The following is a 17,669-nucleotide window of genomic DNA, read 5'->3' as shown; positions in this document are numbered from 1 at the left end:
TCACTTACTTTAAGTGGGGTTCCTGCCCCTGTGGAAGTACGCACTTTTAGGTAAGCTAGGTGATATGACCACGACCTCGGCCTCCGCCCGCGCGGGCACACCGCTGCCCTTCGACGCGCTGTCCGCCGACTGCCCGTCCCGCTCCGTGGTGGACCGGCTGACCAGCCGCTGGGGCGTGCTCGTGCTGGCCGCCCTGCGACGCGGTCAGGTGATGCGCTTCAGCGAACTGCGCCGCACGGTCGAGGGGGTGAGCGAGAAGATGCTCGCCCAGACCCTGCAGGGCCTGGAACGCGAGGGCCTGGTGCACCGCGAGGCCCGCCCCGTGGTGCCGCCGCACGTGGAATACACCCTCACGCCCTCCGGCGAGGAGGCGGCCGAACTCGTCGTCGGCCTGGTCACCTGGGCGGAGGCCAACGCCGAGGCGATCGTGCGCGCCCGCGCCTCGTACGACGGCCGCCGTACGGCCTGAGCGCGGCAGGGAATCCCGGACGCACCGCCGAGGCCTGCCGTACCGTCCGAAAACCCGTACGGGCGGCGGCCCGTGCCCCGGCACAATGGCGCGCATGCCGGCCCCTTCCCACGACCCGCGTACCGCCGTCGACGAACTGCTCGCGCGGCTCGACCCCCTCGCCCACCCCGCCCGGATGCGGGCGGTCGCCGCATGGGCGCGCGAGCGCCGTCACGGCGGCGGGCCGGGCGCGCTGCCGGCCGAGCTGGAGACGCGGGGGACGTACGGGCGGCGGCTCGCCGCCGTCGCCGCGAGCGCGGCCCGGGACACGGAGCACCTCGCGGCCCGGCTCGCCGACCCCGACCCGTTCGTGCGCGGGCACGCGCTGCGGGCCGCGCACCACCTGCCGATCGGCGACGACGCCCTGGAGCGGGCGATGGCGGACGCCCCGCGCGTGGTGCGGGCCGCGGTGGAGGACACGGTCGTCGCGAGCGGGCGGACCGCGCTCGCCGAGCGGCTGATCGGACCCGTCCGCGAGCGGTGGGGGGACGCCGAGGCGGTCCGGCTGCTGCCCGGCTGCGGCGCCGAGACGGTACGGGCCCTGCTGCCGGATCTCTTCCCGGCGGTGACGCACTGGCGGCGGCTCGCCCGCCGCCACCCGGACGCGGTGCTCGACGAGGCCGCCCGGCAGCTCGCCGGACTGCCCGAACAGGCCCGCGCCGACTGGTGGGTACGCAACGGCGACCTCTTCCCCGCGGTCGCCGAGATCCGCCCGCTGCGCGTCCTGGACACACTGGAGGAGCACTGCCCGCCCCACCCGCCGGTCGCGGTGCACGCGTGCCTGGCACCGCTGCTCCGGGCCGCCCCGGGCCGGACGATCGGCCTGCTCACCGCCCCGGAGCGGGCCGCCCGGCCCGCACCCGGCCTGGTCTCCCGCACCGCGCTGGGCCGGATCGCGCGGCTCGGGCCGCCGGAGCTGGCCGACCTCGGCCGGGCGTGGAGCCGCACCCCGCAGCAGTACGCGCTGCTGCTGCGCGCCCTGCCGCCCTCGGCCCGCGAGGCCTTCCACGACACCGTGACCGCGGGCCGGGACATGAGCCGTGCCGCCCTCGCCGACTGCGTGCTGGAGGCGCTGCCGCGCCGCCGCGCCCACGCCGAGGCCCGGCGGACCGCGGCGCAGGCCGCAGAGCGCGGCGAACCGTGGTCCACGGTGCTGGCCGCCGTCGCCCACCTGCCGGTGGCCGAGGCGCGCGAGCGGCTGCTCGCCGCGACCCGCCGCCCGGCGGCGGACGACCGCGCCACCGCCTACCCGCTGCTGGTCCGCAACGCGGCCCGCTCCGGCGACCCGGCCGCCCTCGCCGTCCTCCTGAGCGACCTCCAGCGGCTGCGCAACGAGCAGGAACCGGTGCGCGGGCCCGCCCTCGTCGCTCTCGCCGAGGTGCCGCCGCGGCTCTTCCGGGACACCGACACCGCCCTCCTGGAGCGGATCACGACCGACGCCGTCGAGGCCCGCGACAGCTCCGGGCGCACCCGGCACGCCCTCTCCGCGCTGGCCGCCGCGGTGCTGCGCGAGCACGCGGTGAGCGGCGAACAGGGCCTGCTGGCCTGGGCACTGGCGACCATGGCGCTGCTGTCCGGACCGACCCGCGGCGACGCCCTGGGACCTCTCGGCAGCAGGCTGCGCAAGGGCCAGGAGTTCCAGATCCTCGACGCGCTGCGGCCGTGGCTGGCGGCGGGCGCGGACAAGGCCGACCACTCGCTCACCTTCGCGCTGGCCCGCGCGCTCGGCCGCCGCGCCCACCACATGCCGGAGCTGCGCGAACTGCTGTGGGAGGCGGTCCGGTACGGCAACGACACCACCGTGCGGCAGGCTGTCGACCTGCTGCTCGACGACCGCGCGCGGCGCGACGAGGACACCGCGCGGATCCTCGGCCTCGAACCGTCGGCGGCCGTGCTCCCGTCCGTCCTGCACGTCCTGACGCACCGCAGGACGGACCTGCTCGACGCCGTCCTCGCCGACACCCCGCCGTACGGGCGCTTCCTGACCCCGCGCACCCCGTGGCTGCCCCCCGTGGACGGCGTCCGCGCCTGGCTGCCCCGCCAGCAGGCCGCGGCCGCGCGGCTGCTGGTCCGGGCCGCCGCGGACGCCGCGCTCCCGGAGCGGACCAGGGCCGGGCACATACGCGCCCTGGCCGAGATCCCCGAGCACGGCTTCCCCGCCGTGCGCCGCTGGACCGGCTCCCCGGCCACCGTGCTCGCCGAGGCCGCCCTCGCCGCCCTGGCGTGGACCGACCGCCCCGCCGACGCGCTGCCGCTGCTGCTGGAGCACGCCGGCGACGACCGGGCGCGCGTCGCCGTGTACGCCGCGCACCGGGTGAGCCTGCGCATCGCCCCGTCCGCGCTGGAGGCGGCGCTGCGCACCGCGCTGCTGCCCGGCGCGGACGGCGCCCCCGCCGCGGCGGCCAAGGTCACCAGCCGCAAGGAACTCGTCCGGCTCGCCGCCGAAGGGCTGCCCGTCCGCACCGCGACCGCCGTGCTCGCCGACACCTTCCACCTCCCCGGCCAGCATCCCGACGTGCGGGCGGCCTGCGTGTCCGCCGCCGCCGGGCTGCTGCCCGACCCCGCCGCGTGGGAGCTGCTGGAGGCCGCCGCCGACGGCCCGCCCGTCACCCGGACCGCGCTGCTGCGGGTGCGTCCCTACGAGCTGCGGGCGTCCGAACGGCCGCGCTGCGCAGCGCTGGTGGGCCGGGTCGCGCACAGCGAGGACCGGGAGACCGCCGACCTCGCGGCGGGCCTGCTCCCGGTGTGGGCACCCTGGTACCCGCAGGCCGGGGCGGTGCTGGCCGCCCGTACCGCCGACCTCGGCAACCGGACGTCCTGGCGCGCCGCGGCCGACGGCCTCGTGGCCCTCGCCGCCACGCCGGACGGGGACGGGCCGCTGCTGGACGCCCTCGCCCGGCTCGCCGCTGTGCCCGCCGACGACCGGGACGCCGGAGCGGACCGCGACCGGCCCGCCCGCCGGCGCCTCGCCCACCTCGTGACCGGGCTCGCGGCGGCGGCCGCCCCGCGCCCCGCCGCGGCCCACCGCGCGGCCGCCCGGCGCGCCGCCGGGCTCCTCGCCGCCACACCCGGCTTCCGGCCGGCGGCGGCGCGGCTCGCCGCCGTCGCCCTGGACCTGGACGCACCCGCGCCGCACCTGCTCGGCGGGCTGGACGACCTGGCCGCCCTGCACGCGGACCGCCCCGTGCTCGCCGACCGCACCGCGAGCACCCTGCGCGGGCGCCTCGGCGGCGCCCCACACCCCGGCGACCCCCTCGTCCTGCTTGCGGCCGCCGAACGCCTCACCCTGGTCGGCACCCACGCCGCCGGGCTGCTGGCCCTCGCCGTCACCGCGGCACTGGGCGCGCGCACCTCCTGGCAGCAGGAGTGGCGGGAACGGCTGCGGGCGCTGCGCCGCCACCCCTGTCCGGACGTCCGGGACGCGGCGCTGGCGGTGGCCACCGCGGCGGAGTGAACCGGGGCCCGGCCGACGGGGGCCGTTGACAGGCGGCGGGCCCCGCGGGTGGACTGGCAGCGATCAGCCCACCCTGGAGGAGCCCATGAGCACCCACGCCGGACGCCCGCTGCCCCGCAGCACCCCGGCCGCCGAGGGGGTGGACGCGCGCGGCGTGCAGGCCTTCCTCGACGCGCTGGAGGCCGCGCCCGGCATCGACCCGCACGGCGTCATGCTGCTGCGGCACGGGCGGCTGGTCGCCGAGGGCTGGTGGGCGCCGCGCACCGCGGACCGGCCGCAGCTGCTGTACTCGCTGAGCAAGAGCTTCACCTCGGCCGCCGCGGGACTGGCCGTCGCCGACGGCCTGCTCGACCTGGACGCGCCGGTGGTCTCCTACTTCCCGGAGTTCGCGGCGGAGATCACCGATCCGCGCAGCCGGTCGATGCTGGTGCGGCACATCGCGTCCATGGCCAGCGGGCACACGTCCGAGACCTGGGAGCGCGTGTCCCGGGCCGACCGGGCCGAGCCCGTCCGCGGGTTCCTGTCCCTCCCGCCGGACCGCGAGCCCGGCACGGTCTTCGCCTACAACCAGTCCTGCACGTACACCCTGGGCGCCATCGTGCAGGGCGTGACGGGCCGGAACCTGACGGCCTTTCTGCGCGAGCGGCTGTTCGACCCGCTGGGCATCGCCGAGACGGTCTGGGAGCAGTTCCCGGCCGGGCGCGACCTGGGCTTCAGCGGGATGTACGCCACGACCGACGCGGTCGCCCGCCTCGGGCAGCTGCACCTCCAGGGCGGGGTCTGGGAGGGCAGGCAGCTGCTGCCCGCCGCGTGGGTCGCCGAGGCCACCCGGGCGCACGTGCCCAACGGCGACGGGACGGCCGAGGGAGCCGCCACCTCCGACTGGCAGCAGGGCTACGGCTTCCAGTTCTGGATGTCCCGGCACGGCTACCGGGGCGACGGGGCCTACGGCCAGTACTGCGTGGTGCTGCCGGAGCACGACGCGGTGCTCGCCGTGACCTCGCAGACCCAGGACATGCAGGAGGTGCTGGACGCGGCGTGGCGGCACCTGCTGCCCGCCTTCGGCGACGCCCCGCTGCCCGGCCGCGCGGCGGACGACGCGTCGCTGCGCGAGCGCCTGGCCCAGCTCGCGCTGCCCGCGGTGCCGGGCGCCGCCGCACCCCCGGCCGGGTCGGGGGAGTGGGACGGCGCGCGGTTCGCACCGGAGGGCGGCACATGCGCGCAGCAGCCGACGCTGACCGAGCTGACGCTGCGGCGCGGCAGCGCGGACGCCGAGTGGGTGCTCACCCTCGCCGAGGGGGAGCAGAGCTTCGCCCTCGGCTTCGCCCCCGGCGGCTGGACCACGACCGAGGGCGGCCCCGGCACCCCGCCGTGCGCGGTCGGCGCCGCCTGGGCGGACGGCGACACGCTCACGGCCGCCGTCCACTTCCTGGAGGCCCCGCACAGCCTGGACCTGCGGTGCGACCTGTCCGCCGGCACCTTCACCGCGGCCTGGCGCACCCGGCCGCTGCACCCGCGCCCGCTGCTGCACCGCATGCACGGGCCGCGCCGCTGACACCCGCGCGGCGGACCGGCCGCGCCGTCAGCGGCCGGGGACGGGCTGGGTGAGGTTCACCGCGTTGCCGTCGGGGTCCGTGACGTGGGCGACGTGCTGCCCCCACGGCATGTCGTTGGGGCCGCCGTTCACCGCGCCGCCCAACGCGGCCACCCGGCCGAGCGTCGCCTCGACGTCCTCGACGGCGATGCTGAGCACGACCCGGGGCGGCGCCTGCGTCGGCGCGTCCGGCCTGGTCACCAGCCCGAGGTCGGAGTCGCCGATGCGCAGGCCGACGTAGAAGGCCGGGCCCTGCGCAGGCTCCCGGAAGAACTCCTCGGCGCCGAACAGCTCGGTGTAGAAGCCGAGCAGGACGTCGAGGTCGGTGGTGACGATCACCGGCTGGATCGTGGACATGGCACTCCTGTCGCGAACGGTCGTCTCAGGGGACAGACCGTCCGGGGACGCCCGACTCATCGGCGGGACCGGACTCGTCCCGCGATCCGCCGCGCCGCGCCGCGGTCAGCGCGGGGGAACGGGCAGCGGCGGGTGTCCGGCGGGCACCGGGCCGGGCTGCCAGGTCCAGCGGCGGGGCGGGGCGGAGGGCGAGCGGAAGCGGTCGAAGTGGCGGCGGTAGGCGCCGAAGCGCGCGGCGGTCAGCTCGGCCCCGCCGACCGACGTCCCGCCGTCCACCTCGATCTCGGAGAACCAGAAGTCGCCGCCGGCCTCCAGGAAGTCCACGCACACGTACGGCAGGCCGATCGTCCGGGCCACCGCGCGGGCCGGGCCGAGCAGCGCCGCGGGCGGTTCGGCGAGGGCGGCGCTGCCGCCCTGGGTGACGTTGCCCGCGGCGGCGCCCGCCGCCAGGCGGCGCACCGAGCTGCGGGCGGGCTCGCCGTCGAAGCAGTAGACGCGGTGGTCCCGGGTGTCGGGGCCGAGCCAGGGCTGCACCACCATCGTCCGCTCGGAGGCGCTCGCCAGGACCAGCACCTCGTGCAGCCGGCGGGGGCCGTCCGCCACGAAGACGGCGTTGCCGCCGCCCCAGTCGGAGGGCTTGACCACGGCCGGGTAGCCGATGCCCAGCGCCTGGAGGTCGTACTGCCCCGGGTAGTAGGCGCGCGTCGGCAGGCGCAGCGTCGGCAGCGGCCGGACACCGGGGCCGAAGTCCTGGAGCCCCGCGAGGAGTTTGTCGTTGTTGACCATGCTGTGCAGAGCCGGGACCGTGACGCAGAACCCGGCCTCCTCCAGCACCGCGTACGTCGTCAGATGCCGCCAGATGTCCACGGCGTTCGCGGGCCACGACATCAGCTTGGTGTGGAAGAAGGCCTCGTGCGGCGAGACCGGTGTGCCGTGCACCCGCACCGACGGCTCACCGCGGTCGCAGGCCACCACGATGTCGTCGACCGTGGCGGACCGCAGGTCCATGCCGTGCCGCTCGGCGGCGGCCGCGCAGCGGCGCAGGATCCGGTCGCCGTGCGGGTCGGGCGCGCCCGCGGCGCGCTCCGAGCGGATCCAGTAGAGGGCGATCGGGCTGTCCATCGCGTCCGTCCTTTCCGGGGCGCGCGCCGGCCCCGCGGGTGAGGTCTGCCGGGGCGTCATACGGGCCCGTCCTGCCCGGTGGTGACCCGGCCGTAGCGCGCAGCGGCGTCGTCCGGCCCGCCCACCCGGGCGAATCCCGGGGGCAGCAGCAGGGCGGCCCCGGTCCACAGCGCCCCGCCCAGCGCGAGGACCGCGGCGAGCCCCGTCCGGCTGCCCCACAGCGCGGTGCCGGCCGTCGCCAGCCCGCCGCCGAGCAGTCCGGCCAGCGGAACCGCCGAGGAGGTGAGGGTCCGCACCGTGGCGGAGACCCGGCCGAGCACGGGCGGGTCGGTGAGGTACTGGCGCAGGCTGACGCTGGTGACGTTCCACACCGGGATGAAGAACGAGGACGCCGCGATGATCGCGGCCATCGCCGGGAGCGGCGCACCGAGCAGCGCCAGCGGCGTGAGCAGCCACGGCGCCCCCTTGCACACCCCGGCCAGCAGCAGGGTGCGGCCCACGCCCAGCCGCTCGGCCAGCGCCCGGCACACGGTGGCGCCCGCGAGCGCGGCGACGCTGCCCGCGGCCAGCACCAGACCCACCGTCACCGGGCGCAGTCCCAGGCCCCGGTAAGCGAACAGCAGGAACAGCTCCAGGGCCAGGCCGCGGCCGATGTTGGCCACCGCCGTGGCCGCGGTGAGCCGGCGCAGCAGCGGGTGCCGCCGGACCAGGACCAGGCCCTCCCGCACGTCGGGCAGCAGGTTGCGGCGCCGCCGCGCGGGGACCGCCTCCTCGGTGCGGATCAGGGCCAGGCTGAGCACCGACAGCCCGTACGAGGCGGCGTCGACGACCATGGCGCACGCCGAGCCCAGCGCCCCGATCAGCACGCCCGCCAGGGAGGGCCCGGCCACCTGGGCGGAGGAGTTGCTGATCTCCATCAGCGCGTTGCCGCCCGCGATGTCGGCCTTCGGCGTCACGCTCGGCAGGTACGCCTGGTAGGCGGCCGAGAAGAAGCAGGTGGCCGTGCCGGAGACCAGGCTGGAGACGAAGAGCAGCGGCACGCTGAGGGTGCCCGTCGCCGCCGCGACGGGCACGGCGCCGACCGCGGCCAGCCGCACCGCGTCGGCCCCCATGAGCACCCGCCGCCGCGACCGCCGGTCCACCCATGCCCCGGCGAACAGCCCGGCCACCGGGTAGGCGATGTACCCCACCACCGACAGCAGCCCGAAGGTCCACGCGGACACGTGCAGCGCGACGACCGCGATGGTGGGCAGCGCGATCAGGCTGACCTGGTCGCCGAAGCTGCTGATCGACTGCCCGGCCCAGAACCGCCGGAAGTCCGGGTTGCGCCGGATCAGCCAGTCGCGCGTCCCCGGCCCGGCCTTCTTCGCGGGCGGGGTGCCGCTGACCGCCGTCATACGCCGCCCCGTCCCGCCGCGGACAGGGCGCCCGGACCGCGCCACAGCCGGTGCGGCCGCACCGCGATCCGGGCCGGGGACAGATCGTCGAACTCCTCGGCGGTCATGCCGCGCCGCGCGATCCACCCGGCATACTTGTCGGCGTAGCCCGGCTCCGCGCTCGGCCGCGCCGGGCCGCCCACCCGCGCGGTGCCGCTCACGACCAGCACCCCGCCGCCCGCCGGCGAGCAGTTGAGATGGAAGGCGACGCCCGGACGGCGGCCGATGTTGGCGACCTTGCGGGCGGTGGGCGAGGTGAAGACCACGAGCGTCCCGTCGGCGGCGACCACGAACCAGACCGGCGTCGGCGAGGGCAGCCCGGCGTCCGTCACCGTGGTCAGCCAGCCGACCCGGTCGTCCGCCGCCCGCCGCAGCGCCTCCGCCATGACGGGGGACGGCATCAGGCCCGCTCGTAGACGGAGATGTGGCGGCGGCAGCCGTCGTGGAAGGGCTCGCCGGTCCAGCCCGCGTACCGGGTGCGCAGCCGCAGCCCCGCGAGCCGGGCCATCAGGTCCAGTTCGGACGGCCACACGTAGCGGAAGGACAGCGGCTGGAGCCGGATGCCGCTGTCGTCGATGATCAGCTGCTGGCGGTCGATGCGCTGGTTGACGGGGTCGCGCAGGGTCAGGTCGAGCGCGACGGAACCGGCCGTCATCCGGGCCGGTTCCACCGAGCGGGCCTTGGCGAGCGTGCCGACGCTCGGCACGGAGCCCTCGACGACGAAGGTCCCGTCGGCGGACAGGCGCCGGGCGACGTTCTCGCAGCAGCGGACCTGGTCGTCCTGCGAGAGCAGCATCCAGAAGGTGTTGAAGGTGACGAACACCAGCCCGTACTCGCCCTCGACGGCCACGTCGGCGAAGTCCCCCAGCGAGGTGGTCACCAGCTCGGCGCCGGGTTTCGCGCGCAGCCGGTCGATCATGGCGCGCGACGACTCGATGCCGTGCACCGGCAGCCCGGAGGCCGCCAGCGGCAGCGCGAACCGGCCGGTGCCGACGCCCAGTTCGAGGGCCGGGCCGCTGCCGGCGAGCTTGCCGAGCAGCGTGACCGCGTCGTCCACCTCGTCGGTGACGGGGTGCCAGTCGTCGTACAGGTCGGCGAAGCGCTCGCCGTAGGTCGCCGCGTCGTAGTCCCGCATGGCTGTCCTCTCAAGGGGTGTCGCGTGCAGCGTGGTCCGCGCACCGAGTCCGGTGCGCCGTCGGCCGGTCCGGGCTCAGCCGGGCGCGGCCACCAGCAGGGTCAGGTTGGTGCCGTCCAGCGGGCGCCGGGCGAGCAGCGGCAGTCCGGCGGTGCGCAGCAGCGCCGCGTACGCCGCCGCGCTGCGGTCCCGCCCGCCGGAGACGAGCCGGAAGTGCAGGTCGAACATGGGGTTGGGCGGCAGCCGCGGGTCGTCGGTGAGCCGGGCGGCGATCAGCAGCCGGGCGCCGGGGCCCATCGCGGCCCGGCAGTTGCGCAGGATGCGCAGGGCCTCGGCGTCCGCCCAGTCGCACAGCACCCGGCACAGCAGGTAGACGTCGCCGCCCGCGGGCACCCCGGACAGGAAGCTGCCCGGCCGCACCGTGCAGCGCTCCAGCACACCCGCCGCGCGCAGCCGCGCCGCCGCCTCCGCCACCACGGGGGAGTTGTCGTACAGGACGCCGGTCAGGGCCGGGTGCGCGCGCAGGACCGCGGTGAGCACCGCGCCCGTGCCGCCGCCGACGTCCACGACCGTGCCGGGCCCGCGCGCCGGGAACTCCCCGCTGCCGGCTATCGCGTCCGCGCCCGCCGCGGACGACGCCACCATGGCCTCGTCGAAGGAGCGGGCCTTGTGCGGGTGCCGTGCCAGATGGGCCCAGAACGGCTGTCCGTAGGCGTGCTCGAAGCCGGAGCGCCCGGAGCGCAGCGCCGCCAGGCTCTCGCCCCAGGCGCGGTACTGCTCCTCGGCCACGTGCACCGCCCAGCCGCGCGGGCCGCTGTCCGTGCCGTCGCGCAGCCTGGCGCCCAGCGGCGTCAGCCGGTAGGCGGTGCCCAGCGGTCCGGGCGGCGCCGCGGGGCCGGTGGCGGCGGGGGCCAGCAGGCCCTCGTCGGCCAGCACGCGCAGCAGGTCGGCGAGCGTCTCCGGGTCCGCCCCCGCCCGGCGGGCCAGGTCGGCGGCGGTGCGCGGCCCGTCGGCCAGCGCGTCGGCGATGCCGAGCCGCACCATCAGATGGATGAGCTGCGTCTGCCGGTAGCCGTAGAGCCGGGCGTGCAGCACCCGGTCCAGCGCGGCGTCCTGCTCAGACGGCACGGGCGGCCTCCTTCGGCTCCCGGCGGCCCAGCCACCTGCCGAAGTCCGCGCGGTAGGCGGCGAACCGGGCGCGCAGGATCTCCTCGGCCCCCGCCAGCCGCAGCGTCGAGGGCGACACGCAGGCGTCCGTCTCCACCTCCGACAGGTAGTACCGGCCGCGGTGCCGCAGGAAGTCCACCGCCAGCCACGGCACGTCGAGCCGCCGCGCGACCGCTCGGGCCCGGTCGCGCAGCTCCACCGGCACCGCGGTGATCTCCGCGCGGCCCCCGGAGGTCACGTTGGCCGCCGCGCCGCCCCGGGCCGGGGTGCGGCGCAGTGCTCCCACCGGGCCGCGGTCCACGCAGTAGACGCGGACGTCGGCGAAGTCCTCGGCCGCGCCCAGGTCCGGCTGCACCACCATGGTCAGTTCGGCGGCGGCGGCCAGCCGCAGCGCCTGGAGCAGCTGCGTCTCGTCGGCGGCGCGCGCCAGCCCCATGCCCGCCCCCCAGCTCGCGGGCTTGACCACCACCGGATAGACGATGCCGGCCTGCGCGAGCCCCGTCCGCAGGCCGGTGAAGTCCCGGGTCGGCACGGTGAGGGTGGGCAGCCAGCCGCCGTCCGTGCCGGCGAGATGGGTGAACGTGAGCCCCTTGTCGTTGGCGATCAGGTTGAGCGGCTGGGGGATGAGCGTGCAGTGCCCCGACCGGGTCAGCACCTCGAACAGCGCCAGGTGGCGCCAGGTGTCCGCGACGAACGCGGGCCAGGTGTACAGCTTGTTGTGGAAGACCGAGCGCGCCGGGTCCACCTCCTGGCCGCGCACCAGGACCCGGGTGCCGCCCGGCGTCGTCACGACGTCCACGTCGTCGACCGTGACGACGTCCAGCACCATCCCGGCGGCCTCGGCGGCCGCCGCGTAGCCCGTCCACACCGTCAGGTCGTCGTGCAGCGTGGCCAGACGGCCCCGCTCGGGCCAGAAGTAGTACAGAGTGAGCATCACAGTCCCTTCCGCGGCGTGCCCGCCGCCTGTCCGGCGACGGGCGCCAGGTCCATCTGGGCCCGCACCGCCGCGAGCGCCGCCGCCGGGTCGGCGGCCAGCGCCCGCGCGCGGGCCAGCTGCTCGGCGGGCACGTCCGGGCCGCCCACCGCCCGGACCGTGCGCTGCCACCCGGCGTCCAGCAGCGCGTCCCGGCGGGCGGTCAGGCCCGTGTGCAGCCCCGGGACCGCCGCGCCGCCCGCCGCGGCGACCCGGTCGCGCAGCAGCGTCACGGCCGTCAGCGCGCCCCGCGTGCCGAGCGCCGTCAGCGGGTCCAGGAAGTAGCCGCTGTCGCCGACCAGGCACCACCCCGGGCCCGCCATCGGGCGGCGCAGCAGCCGCAGCTTCCCGGCGCCGCCCACCCGGGAGAGCGGCTCCGCCGCCGACACCGCCGGTCCCACCAGCGGATCGCGCCGCACGACCTCGGCGAAGGTGCGCACCGCGGCGGCCCCCGACCGCTCGATCAGCTGCCGGTGCAGGCTGGCCGACACACACCAGGAGTCCGGCCCGCAGGGGACGACGACCACCATCGCGCCGGGCTGCCGCGAGTAGTAGCCGCGCCCGGCGTCCAGGTCCAGCGGCCCGCAGTAGTGGAGCAGCGACGTCCACGGCGACGGCACGGTGGCGTAGGGGGCGGCGCCGAGGCGGTCGGCGTTGCGGGAGACCCGCCCGTCGGCCAGCACCACCAGGTCGCAGAGCGCCTGACGCGTCGTCCGCCCGTCCCGGTACTCGACCCCGGCGACCCGGCCGCCCTCGTACAGCAGGCCGGTGACGGTGGCGGGGCGGCGCAGCTCGACGTTGCCGCGGCCGAGCGCGGCCGACAGCAGCGCCGGGTCCAGTACCTCGCGGGCCACGCTCATCCGGTAGCAGTGCTCGTCCTCGCGCGGGTAGCGGTACTCGACCTCCGTCCCCAGCGTGCGGAAGACATGCCCGGTGAGCTTCGGGGCGCCGCAGCCGAGCACCGTGTCCAGCAGCCCCAGCTCCTGCCACAGCAGCGTGCACGAGCGGTCCCAGCTCGCGGCCTGCGGCCAGAAGGCGCCGGGCGCGGCCCGCTCCAGCACCAGCACGTCGCGGACGTACGGCGCCAGCGCCCACGCCGCGGCCGCCCCCGCGATCCGGCCGCCCACGACGACGACGCCGAACCGCTCCCGTCCGCGGGCGGCGGACACCGAGACGGCCCGCACACCCCTTGCCCGCAGGCCCGCGGACCCGCGCGCCCCGGCGGCGGGCGGGCCTTCGCCCCGCGGGCCGCCCACGGCCGGGCCCCCGCTCCGCGCGGCGCTCACGGCCGGACCTTCGCCCGGCGGGCCGCGACGGCACGGCACGCCGTCAGCAGCGGCCGTACCGCGCCCTGGATCAGGCCGGTGCTGTGCGCGTCGGTGAACTCGCCCGCCGTGTCCAGCCGCTGGCCGGCGCGGTCCAGGGCCACGGCGGGCGCCGCGAGCCGGGCGCCGCAGCGGGAGAGCACACCGCGCAGCCGCGCCTGGGCGTTCGCGCCGCCGCCCGAGCCGGGGGAGGCGCTGATCGTCGCCACGGGCAGCCCCAGCAGCGGCCCCGTCGCCAGGTCGCGGGAGAGCCAGTCGAGCGCGTTGAGCAGCAGGCCGGGCGGGTTGCCGTTGTACTCCGGGGTGGCGACCAGCAGGCCGTCGGCCGCCCGCAGCGCCGCCGTCACCCGGGCGACCTCGTGGACCGTGCCGGGCCCGGCGGCATCCTGCCGGGCGACGGCGTCCGCGAGGTCGGCGTCGAAGAACGGCAGCCGGTCGATCAGCAGCGGCTCGATCCGCGCGGTGCCGTCGGCGGCGGCCAGCAGCCGGGAGGCGGCGCGCAGCGCCGCGGCGTTGAGGGAGCCGGCCCGGACGCTGCCCGACAGCACCAGCAGCCGCACCCCCGGGGCCCGTTCAGACATAGCGCCACCGCCCGCTCGTCCCGGGGTCGGCCAGGAAGCGTTCGAAGCGCGTCCGGTAGGCGCCGAAGCGGGCCCGGGTCAGCTCGGGCCCGCCGGTGCCGGTGCCGCCGTCCAGTTCGAGTTCGGAGAACCAGTACCGCCCGCCCACGGTGAGGAAGTCCGCGCACACGTACGGCAGTCCGACCGCTCGGGCGATCCGCCGGGCCGGGCCGTCCAGGGCCTCCGGCACCTCCGTCATCTCCCCGCGGCCGCCCTGGGCCACGTTCCCCGCCGCGCCCGGCGCGACGGCGGTACGTGACAGGGCCGCGTACGGCTCGCCGTCCACGCAGTACACCCGTACGTCCACCACGCCGGGCCCCAGCCACGGCTGGAGCACCACCGTCAGCTCGCCCGCACCGGCCAGCTGCAGGACGGCGGCCAGCTCCGCGCGGCCGTGCACCACGAACACCGCCATCCCGCCGCCCCAGCTCGACGGCTTGACGACCAGCGGGAAGTCCAGGCCCCACACCGCGGGATCCAGGCCGCGGGCGTCGATCCCGCGGGTGCACAGCCGCACCGTCGGCACGGCCGGGACCCCGCAGCCGCGCCGGCCCAGCACCGACAGCAGCTTGTCGTTGCCGAGGATGCTGTGCAGCGCGGGCACAGTGACGCAGAAGCCCGCGGCCTCCAGCACCTCGTACGTCGTCAGGTGCCGCCAGGCGTCCGTCTCGTACGCGGGCCAGCTGACGAACTTGGTGTGGAAGAAGGCCGACCGCGGGCTGATCCGGCGGCCCTCGACGACCACCGCGCGGTCGCCGCCGCGCTGCGCCACGACCACGTCGTCGACGCTCACCACGCGCAGCTCCATGCCCACCGCCGCGCACGCGTCCCGGCAGCGGCCCAGCACCTGCCGCTCGTAGACGTCCGTGTGCGGATACGGATCGCGGTACGACTGGATCCAGTACAGCGTCACGCCGGACGGGCCGGGGGCGGGGCTCAGCACGGCAGTTCCAGGTCGGCGTCGCCCTGCGCGGTGGCCACGCGCACCGCCAGCACGCCCTCCCGGCCCGCCTGCCGCCACTCCACCGGCAGCGGCGCGCCGCCGCACCAGGCGCTCAGCCCCGGATCCGCCGGTCCGCAGACGGTCAGGGCGCGGTAGTGCAGCGGGGTGACCCGGTGCGCGGCCCGGACCAGGTCGCCGGGCACCCGCTCGCGGCGGGCCGGCCAGTTGCCGTACCGCAGGAAGAACGGGCGGGACGGGCGCTGCCCGGCGAGCGCGAACGCGGCCTCCGCCCACGGGAAACGGCGGCCGTCGGCACGTACCGACTCGCCCTGGAGCAGTTCCGCGTCGGCGCCGGTCAGCTCGGCGACCCGCGCCGCGTCCTTCTCGATCTCCTCCGCGTGCACCGCCCAGCCCAGGAACGCCGGGCCCTCCGCGGTGGCCTCCAGGAACCTCCGGCCGAAGGCGTCCTGGCCGAGCCGGGCGGTGTCGCCGGGCACCAGCACCTCCAGGTACTGCACGTGCGGGGTGTCGAACGGCACCAGCCAGCCCTGGGTGCCGTCCTCGTGCGCCGAGCCCTCGACCAGGCCGAAGCCGTGGACGTCCCAGAGCAGTTCGCGGATGTCGGTGAGCCGCCGCGAGCCGACGATCACATGGTCGATGCGCATGACTTCCCCTCGGTCGGGCAGAACGCCTCCGGCAGCGCGTCCCAGTTCCTGTGCAGAAGGCCCGCCGCCGCGCCGCGGGCCGTGTGCCGCGCGGTGAGCAGGCCGTGACCGGCGTGCCCGGAGGCCACATACGTACGGCGGCTGCCCGGGAGCAGGCCGACGACCGGACGGCCCGTCCCCGACACCGGGCGCAGCCCGGCGCGGGTCTCCCGCAGCGTGGCCGCCCCCAGCGCGGGCAGGGTGCGCACCGCGAACGCCAGCACCTGCGCGATCCCGGCGGCCGTGCACGACAGCGCGAACCCGGCGTCCTCCTCGGTGGCGCCCGCCACCGCGCCGCCGCCGGGCAGCGGGGCCAGGTACATCCGGGAGGAGACGATGCAGCGCAGCGGCTCCGGGCCGTCCAGCACGGCGAGCTGGCCGCGCTGCGGGCGGATCGGGGCCCGGCCGCCGCTGAGCCGCCCGGTCCAGGCACCGGCCGCGAGCACCACCCGGTCCGCCTCGGCCCGCCGCCCGTCGGCGCACCGTACGGTCACCGGACCGGCCGCCGCCCCCGTACCCGCCTCGGCGACCTCGGTGACCTCGGCCCCCTGCCACCACCGCGCCCCGGCCCGCAGCGCCTCCGCGCAGGCGGCCCGCAGATAGCCGGGGCCGTCCACCATCAGGCCCTCGGTCCGTACGGCCCGCCGGTCCGCGGGCAGCCGCGCGCCGGGGAGCAGCCCGGCCGCCTCCTCGTCCGTGACGGGCGTGCCGAGCGGCCGGTCCGCGCCGTGGGCCGCGTACGCGTCCAGATCCTGCGGGCGCAGCAGCCGCAGCAGCGGCCGGGCCACGGCGAACGGGGCGTGCCCGGCCTCGCCCAGCCGCCGCGCGTCGGCGCGCAGCGTCTCGTCCGCGGCCGACAGCCAGCCGTAGAACGCGGGGTCGGCCGCATACCGCAGCGGCGGCACCGCGACACCCGCGGCGCGCGCGGTGGCATGGCCGGGGGCGGGACCCGCGTCCAGCACCAGCACGCCCGCACCGCCCGCCGCCAGTTCCTCGGCCAGGCAGGCACCGACCAGGCCGCCGCCGACCACCAGCACGTCATACCTCTCGGACACCGATGTCGCCCTTCTCTCCGCCGACCAGGCACGCCGCAGGGGGGAGCAGCAGCGCGGGGGTGTGCACGCGGTCGCCCGCGCAGATCTCGGCCGCCCGCCCGTGCACGCCCCCGGCCGAGCGCAGCAGCGTCAGCGGGCGGCCGGTCAGCTCGACCCGGAACCACCCCGGGGCCCCGGGCAGCACGGCGAGGCAGACCAGCCGCATCCGGCCGTCGGGGAAGTAGCGGCGCAGCCCTTCCACGCACCACAGCAGGTCGATCCGGTCCGCCACCGCTTCCGCGGGAGCGGGCGGGCCGCCGAACACCAGCCGGCACCGCCGGTCCGCGACCAGCCGGGCCCGCTCGTGGTCCCACCGCGCCCGGCCGGGGACCAGCCCGCTGCCCGGATCGCGCGGCGGGATCGCCACCCGCCCGCCGTCCAGCAGCCGCAGCGGCCCCGCGGGCAGTCCCGCGTCGTCCGCCGCGCCGGCGGGCAGCCCCGGCACCTCGTCGACCAGGCCGAACCCGGGCAGCAGCCGCCGCCCGTCCAGCCGGGCCGCACGCGGGGACGCCAAAGCCATCCGGGCCCCGGCGACCACGGCCGCCGCCACCTGCGGCGCCAGCAGCAGCGGCCGCTCCCGCCAGTCCGGTGCCGGTGCCACCGGCTTCGGCGCCGCGGCGAAATCCACCCGGGCCGCGCGCAGTTGCGCCGCGCACGCGTCCCCGGCGGCGGGCCCCGCCGCGCCCAGCAGCAGCGGCCCCGCGGGGCTCTCGGCCCGTACCAGCAGCCACCCGGAGCCGGGCCCGGGTCCGGTCCCGGCCTCCGCCGCCGCACGGGCCGACTGGAGGACAAGCGGGCCCTCCCCGCCGCACACACCCGCCGCATGGTCGAACGCCGCCAACTCGGCCTGCACGGCGGGGACGACCCGGCTCCAGTCCGGCCACCCGCGCCCTCCCGGCAGCACCCGGGCGGACCCGACGACCCGCCCGCCCCGGCGCGTCAGCCGCACCACCTCGGACGTCACCCGCGGATACCACCCGGCGGGCCCGCGCGTCGCCGTCACCGACACCGTCCCGCGCCACTCCGTCCCCGCGCCCCCGTCCGGCCACCCGCCACCCGCTCCACCCGAGAGGCAGGCCGCGGGAGAGCTGGAGGGTCCCGAGGGGGACGTGGGAGGGGCGCCCGGTCCGCCGGCGGTGCGGGGTGCGGGGGGTTCCGGCGGTGGTGTGGGCGTGGGTCGCTCCCTCGGGGAGCTGGAGGGTGCTGGTGGCGGGGGTTGGCGGGGGGAGGCAGTGGT

General features: G+C 77.7%; 16 protein-coding genes. 3 read left to right on the top strand and 13 right to left on the bottom strand.

Annotated elements, in window-relative coordinates; all coding sequences use genetic code 11:
• Positions 1–64 precede the first annotated feature (64 nt).
• The 3 genes from ACWERV_RS04895 (at position 65) to ACWERV_RS04885 (ending at position 5,517) form a co-directional block, all read left to right on the top strand.
• Positions 65–469, top strand: a complete 405-nt coding sequence (locus ACWERV_RS04895; RefSeq protein ID WP_452928841.1) for a winged helix-turn-helix transcriptional regulator — start codon at positions 65–67, stop codon at positions 467–469.
• Between the two features lie 94 nt (positions 470–563).
• Positions 564–3,962, top strand: a complete 3,399-nt coding sequence (locus tag ACWERV_RS04890; protein WP_452928839.1) for a hypothetical protein — start codon at positions 564–566, stop codon at positions 3,960–3,962.
• An 85-nt stretch (positions 3,963–4,047) separates the two neighbouring features.
• Positions 4,048–5,517, top strand: a complete 1,470-nt coding sequence (locus tag ACWERV_RS04885; protein ID WP_452928836.1) for a serine hydrolase domain-containing protein — start codon at positions 4,048–4,050, stop codon at positions 5,515–5,517.
• Positions 5,518–5,544: 27 nt separating this feature from the next.
• Here ACWERV_RS04885 and ACWERV_RS04880 read toward each other — a convergent pair whose 3' ends face one another.
• From ACWERV_RS04880 to ACWERV_RS04820, 13 genes are all read right to left on the bottom strand, one after another.
• Positions 5,545–5,913 carry a VOC family protein gene (locus ACWERV_RS04880; protein WP_452928833.1) on the bottom strand — a complete coding sequence of 123 codons (369 nt, stop codon included), beginning with the start codon at positions 5,911–5,913 and terminating at the stop codon, positions 5,545–5,547.
• A 105-nt stretch (positions 5,914–6,018) separates the two neighbouring features.
• The gene (locus ACWERV_RS04875) at positions 6,019–7,035 is read right to left on the bottom strand and encodes an ATP-grasp domain-containing protein (RefSeq protein WP_452928830.1); all 1,017 of its coding nucleotides are present in this window, start codon (positions 7,033–7,035) and stop codon (positions 6,019–6,021) included.
• Positions 7,036–7,091: 56 nt separating this feature from the next.
• Positions 7,092–8,432, bottom strand: coding sequence for an MFS transporter (locus tag ACWERV_RS04870; protein WP_452928827.1), 1,341 nt, complete (start codon positions 8,430–8,432; stop codon positions 7,092–7,094).
• Positions 8,429–8,872, bottom strand: a complete 444-nt coding sequence (locus tag ACWERV_RS04865; protein WP_452928824.1) for a pyridoxamine 5'-phosphate oxidase family protein — start codon at positions 8,870–8,872, stop codon at positions 8,429–8,431. The genes ACWERV_RS04870 and ACWERV_RS04865 overlap by 4 nt, the downstream gene beginning before the upstream one ends.
• Positions 8,872–9,606, bottom strand: a complete 735-nt coding sequence (locus tag ACWERV_RS04860; RefSeq protein WP_452928821.1) for a methyltransferase domain-containing protein — start codon at positions 9,604–9,606, stop codon at positions 8,872–8,874. Before ACWERV_RS04860 ends, ACWERV_RS04865 begins: the two co-directional genes overlap by 1 nt.
• Positions 9,607–9,681: 75 nt before the next feature.
• On the bottom strand, positions 9,682–10,734 hold the full coding sequence (locus tag ACWERV_RS04855) for a methyltransferase (protein WP_452928818.1): 1,053 nt from the start codon (positions 10,732–10,734) through the stop codon (positions 9,682–9,684).
• Complete coding sequence (locus ACWERV_RS04850) at positions 10,724–11,707, bottom strand: ATP-grasp domain-containing protein (RefSeq protein ID WP_452928815.1); 984 nt, start codon at positions 11,705–11,707, stop codon at positions 10,724–10,726. The genes ACWERV_RS04855 and ACWERV_RS04850 overlap by 11 nt, the downstream gene beginning before the upstream one ends.
• On the bottom strand, positions 11,707–13,032 hold the full coding sequence (locus ACWERV_RS04845) for an NAD(P)/FAD-dependent oxidoreductase (protein WP_452928812.1): 1,326 nt from the start codon (positions 13,030–13,032) through the stop codon (positions 11,707–11,709). Before ACWERV_RS04845 ends, ACWERV_RS04850 begins: the two co-directional genes overlap by 1 nt.
• Positions 13,029–13,652 carry an NADPH-dependent FMN reductase gene (locus ACWERV_RS04840; RefSeq protein WP_452928809.1) on the bottom strand — a complete coding sequence of 208 codons (624 nt, stop codon included), beginning with the start codon at positions 13,650–13,652 and terminating at the stop codon, positions 13,029–13,031. Before ACWERV_RS04840 ends, ACWERV_RS04845 begins: the two co-directional genes overlap by 4 nt.
• Positions 13,645–14,634: an ATP-grasp domain-containing protein gene (locus ACWERV_RS04835; RefSeq protein WP_452928807.1), complete on the bottom strand. Its 990-nt coding sequence runs from the start codon at positions 14,632–14,634 to the stop codon at positions 13,645–13,647. The genes ACWERV_RS04840 and ACWERV_RS04835 overlap by 8 nt, the downstream gene beginning before the upstream one ends.
• Positions 14,628–15,299: a VOC family protein gene (locus ACWERV_RS04830; protein ID WP_452928804.1), complete on the bottom strand. Its 672-nt coding sequence runs from the start codon at positions 15,297–15,299 to the stop codon at positions 14,628–14,630. The genes ACWERV_RS04835 and ACWERV_RS04830 overlap by 7 nt, the downstream gene beginning before the upstream one ends.
• Positions 15,281–16,393: an NAD(P)/FAD-dependent oxidoreductase gene (locus ACWERV_RS04825; protein ID WP_452928802.1), complete on the bottom strand. Its 1,113-nt coding sequence runs from the start codon at positions 16,391–16,393 to the stop codon at positions 15,281–15,283. The genes ACWERV_RS04830 and ACWERV_RS04825 overlap by 19 nt, the downstream gene beginning before the upstream one ends.
• On the bottom strand, positions 16,377–17,396 hold the full coding sequence (locus ACWERV_RS04820; RefSeq protein WP_452928799.1) for a hypothetical protein: 1,020 nt from the start codon (positions 17,394–17,396) through the stop codon (positions 16,377–16,379). Before ACWERV_RS04820 ends, ACWERV_RS04825 begins: the two co-directional genes overlap by 17 nt.
• Between the last annotated feature and the right edge of the window lie 273 nt (positions 17,397–17,669).

The organism is Streptomyces sp. NPDC004031, assembly GCF_053604375.1.
This window is presented reverse-complemented; position numbering and strand designations above follow the sequence as displayed.

Excerpts from the sequence above, each read along its gene's own strand:
- ACWERV_RS04875 (WP_452928830.1), bottom strand. The coding sequence starts at position 7,035 with ATGGACAGCCCGATCGCCCTCTACTGGATCCGCTCGGAGCGCGCCGCG.
- ACWERV_RS04840 (WP_452928809.1), bottom strand. The coding sequence starts at position 13,652 with ATGTCTGAACGGGCCCCGGGGGTGCGGCTGCTGGTGCTGTCGGGCAGC.
- ACWERV_RS04885 (WP_452928836.1), top strand. The coding sequence starts at position 4,048 with ATGAGCACCCACGCCGGACGCCCGCTGCCCCGCAGCACCCCGGCCGCC.
- ACWERV_RS04880 (WP_452928833.1), bottom strand. The coding sequence starts at position 5,913 with ATGTCCACGATCCAGCCGGTGATCGTCACCACCGACCTCGACGTCCTG.
- ACWERV_RS04890 (WP_452928839.1), top strand. The coding sequence starts at position 564 with ATGCCGGCCCCTTCCCACGACCCGCGTACCGCCGTCGACGAACTGCTC.
- ACWERV_RS04870 (WP_452928827.1), bottom strand. The coding sequence starts at position 8,432 with ATGACGGCGGTCAGCGGCACCCCGCCCGCGAAGAAGGCCGGGCCGGGG.
- ACWERV_RS04860 (WP_452928821.1), bottom strand. The coding sequence starts at position 9,606 with ATGCGGGACTACGACGCGGCGACCTACGGCGAGCGCTTCGCCGACCTG.
- ACWERV_RS04895 (WP_452928841.1), top strand. The coding sequence starts at position 65 with ATGACCACGACCTCGGCCTCCGCCCGCGCGGGCACACCGCTGCCCTTC.
- ACWERV_RS04865 (WP_452928824.1), bottom strand. The coding sequence starts at position 8,872 with ATGCCGTCCCCCGTCATGGCGGAGGCGCTGCGGCGGGCGGCGGACGAC.
- ACWERV_RS04830 (WP_452928804.1), bottom strand. The coding sequence starts at position 15,299 with ATGCGCATCGACCATGTGATCGTCGGCTCGCGGCGGCTCACCGACATC.
- ACWERV_RS04850 (WP_452928815.1), bottom strand. The coding sequence starts at position 11,707 with ATGCTCACTCTGTACTACTTCTGGCCCGAGCGGGGCCGTCTGGCCACG.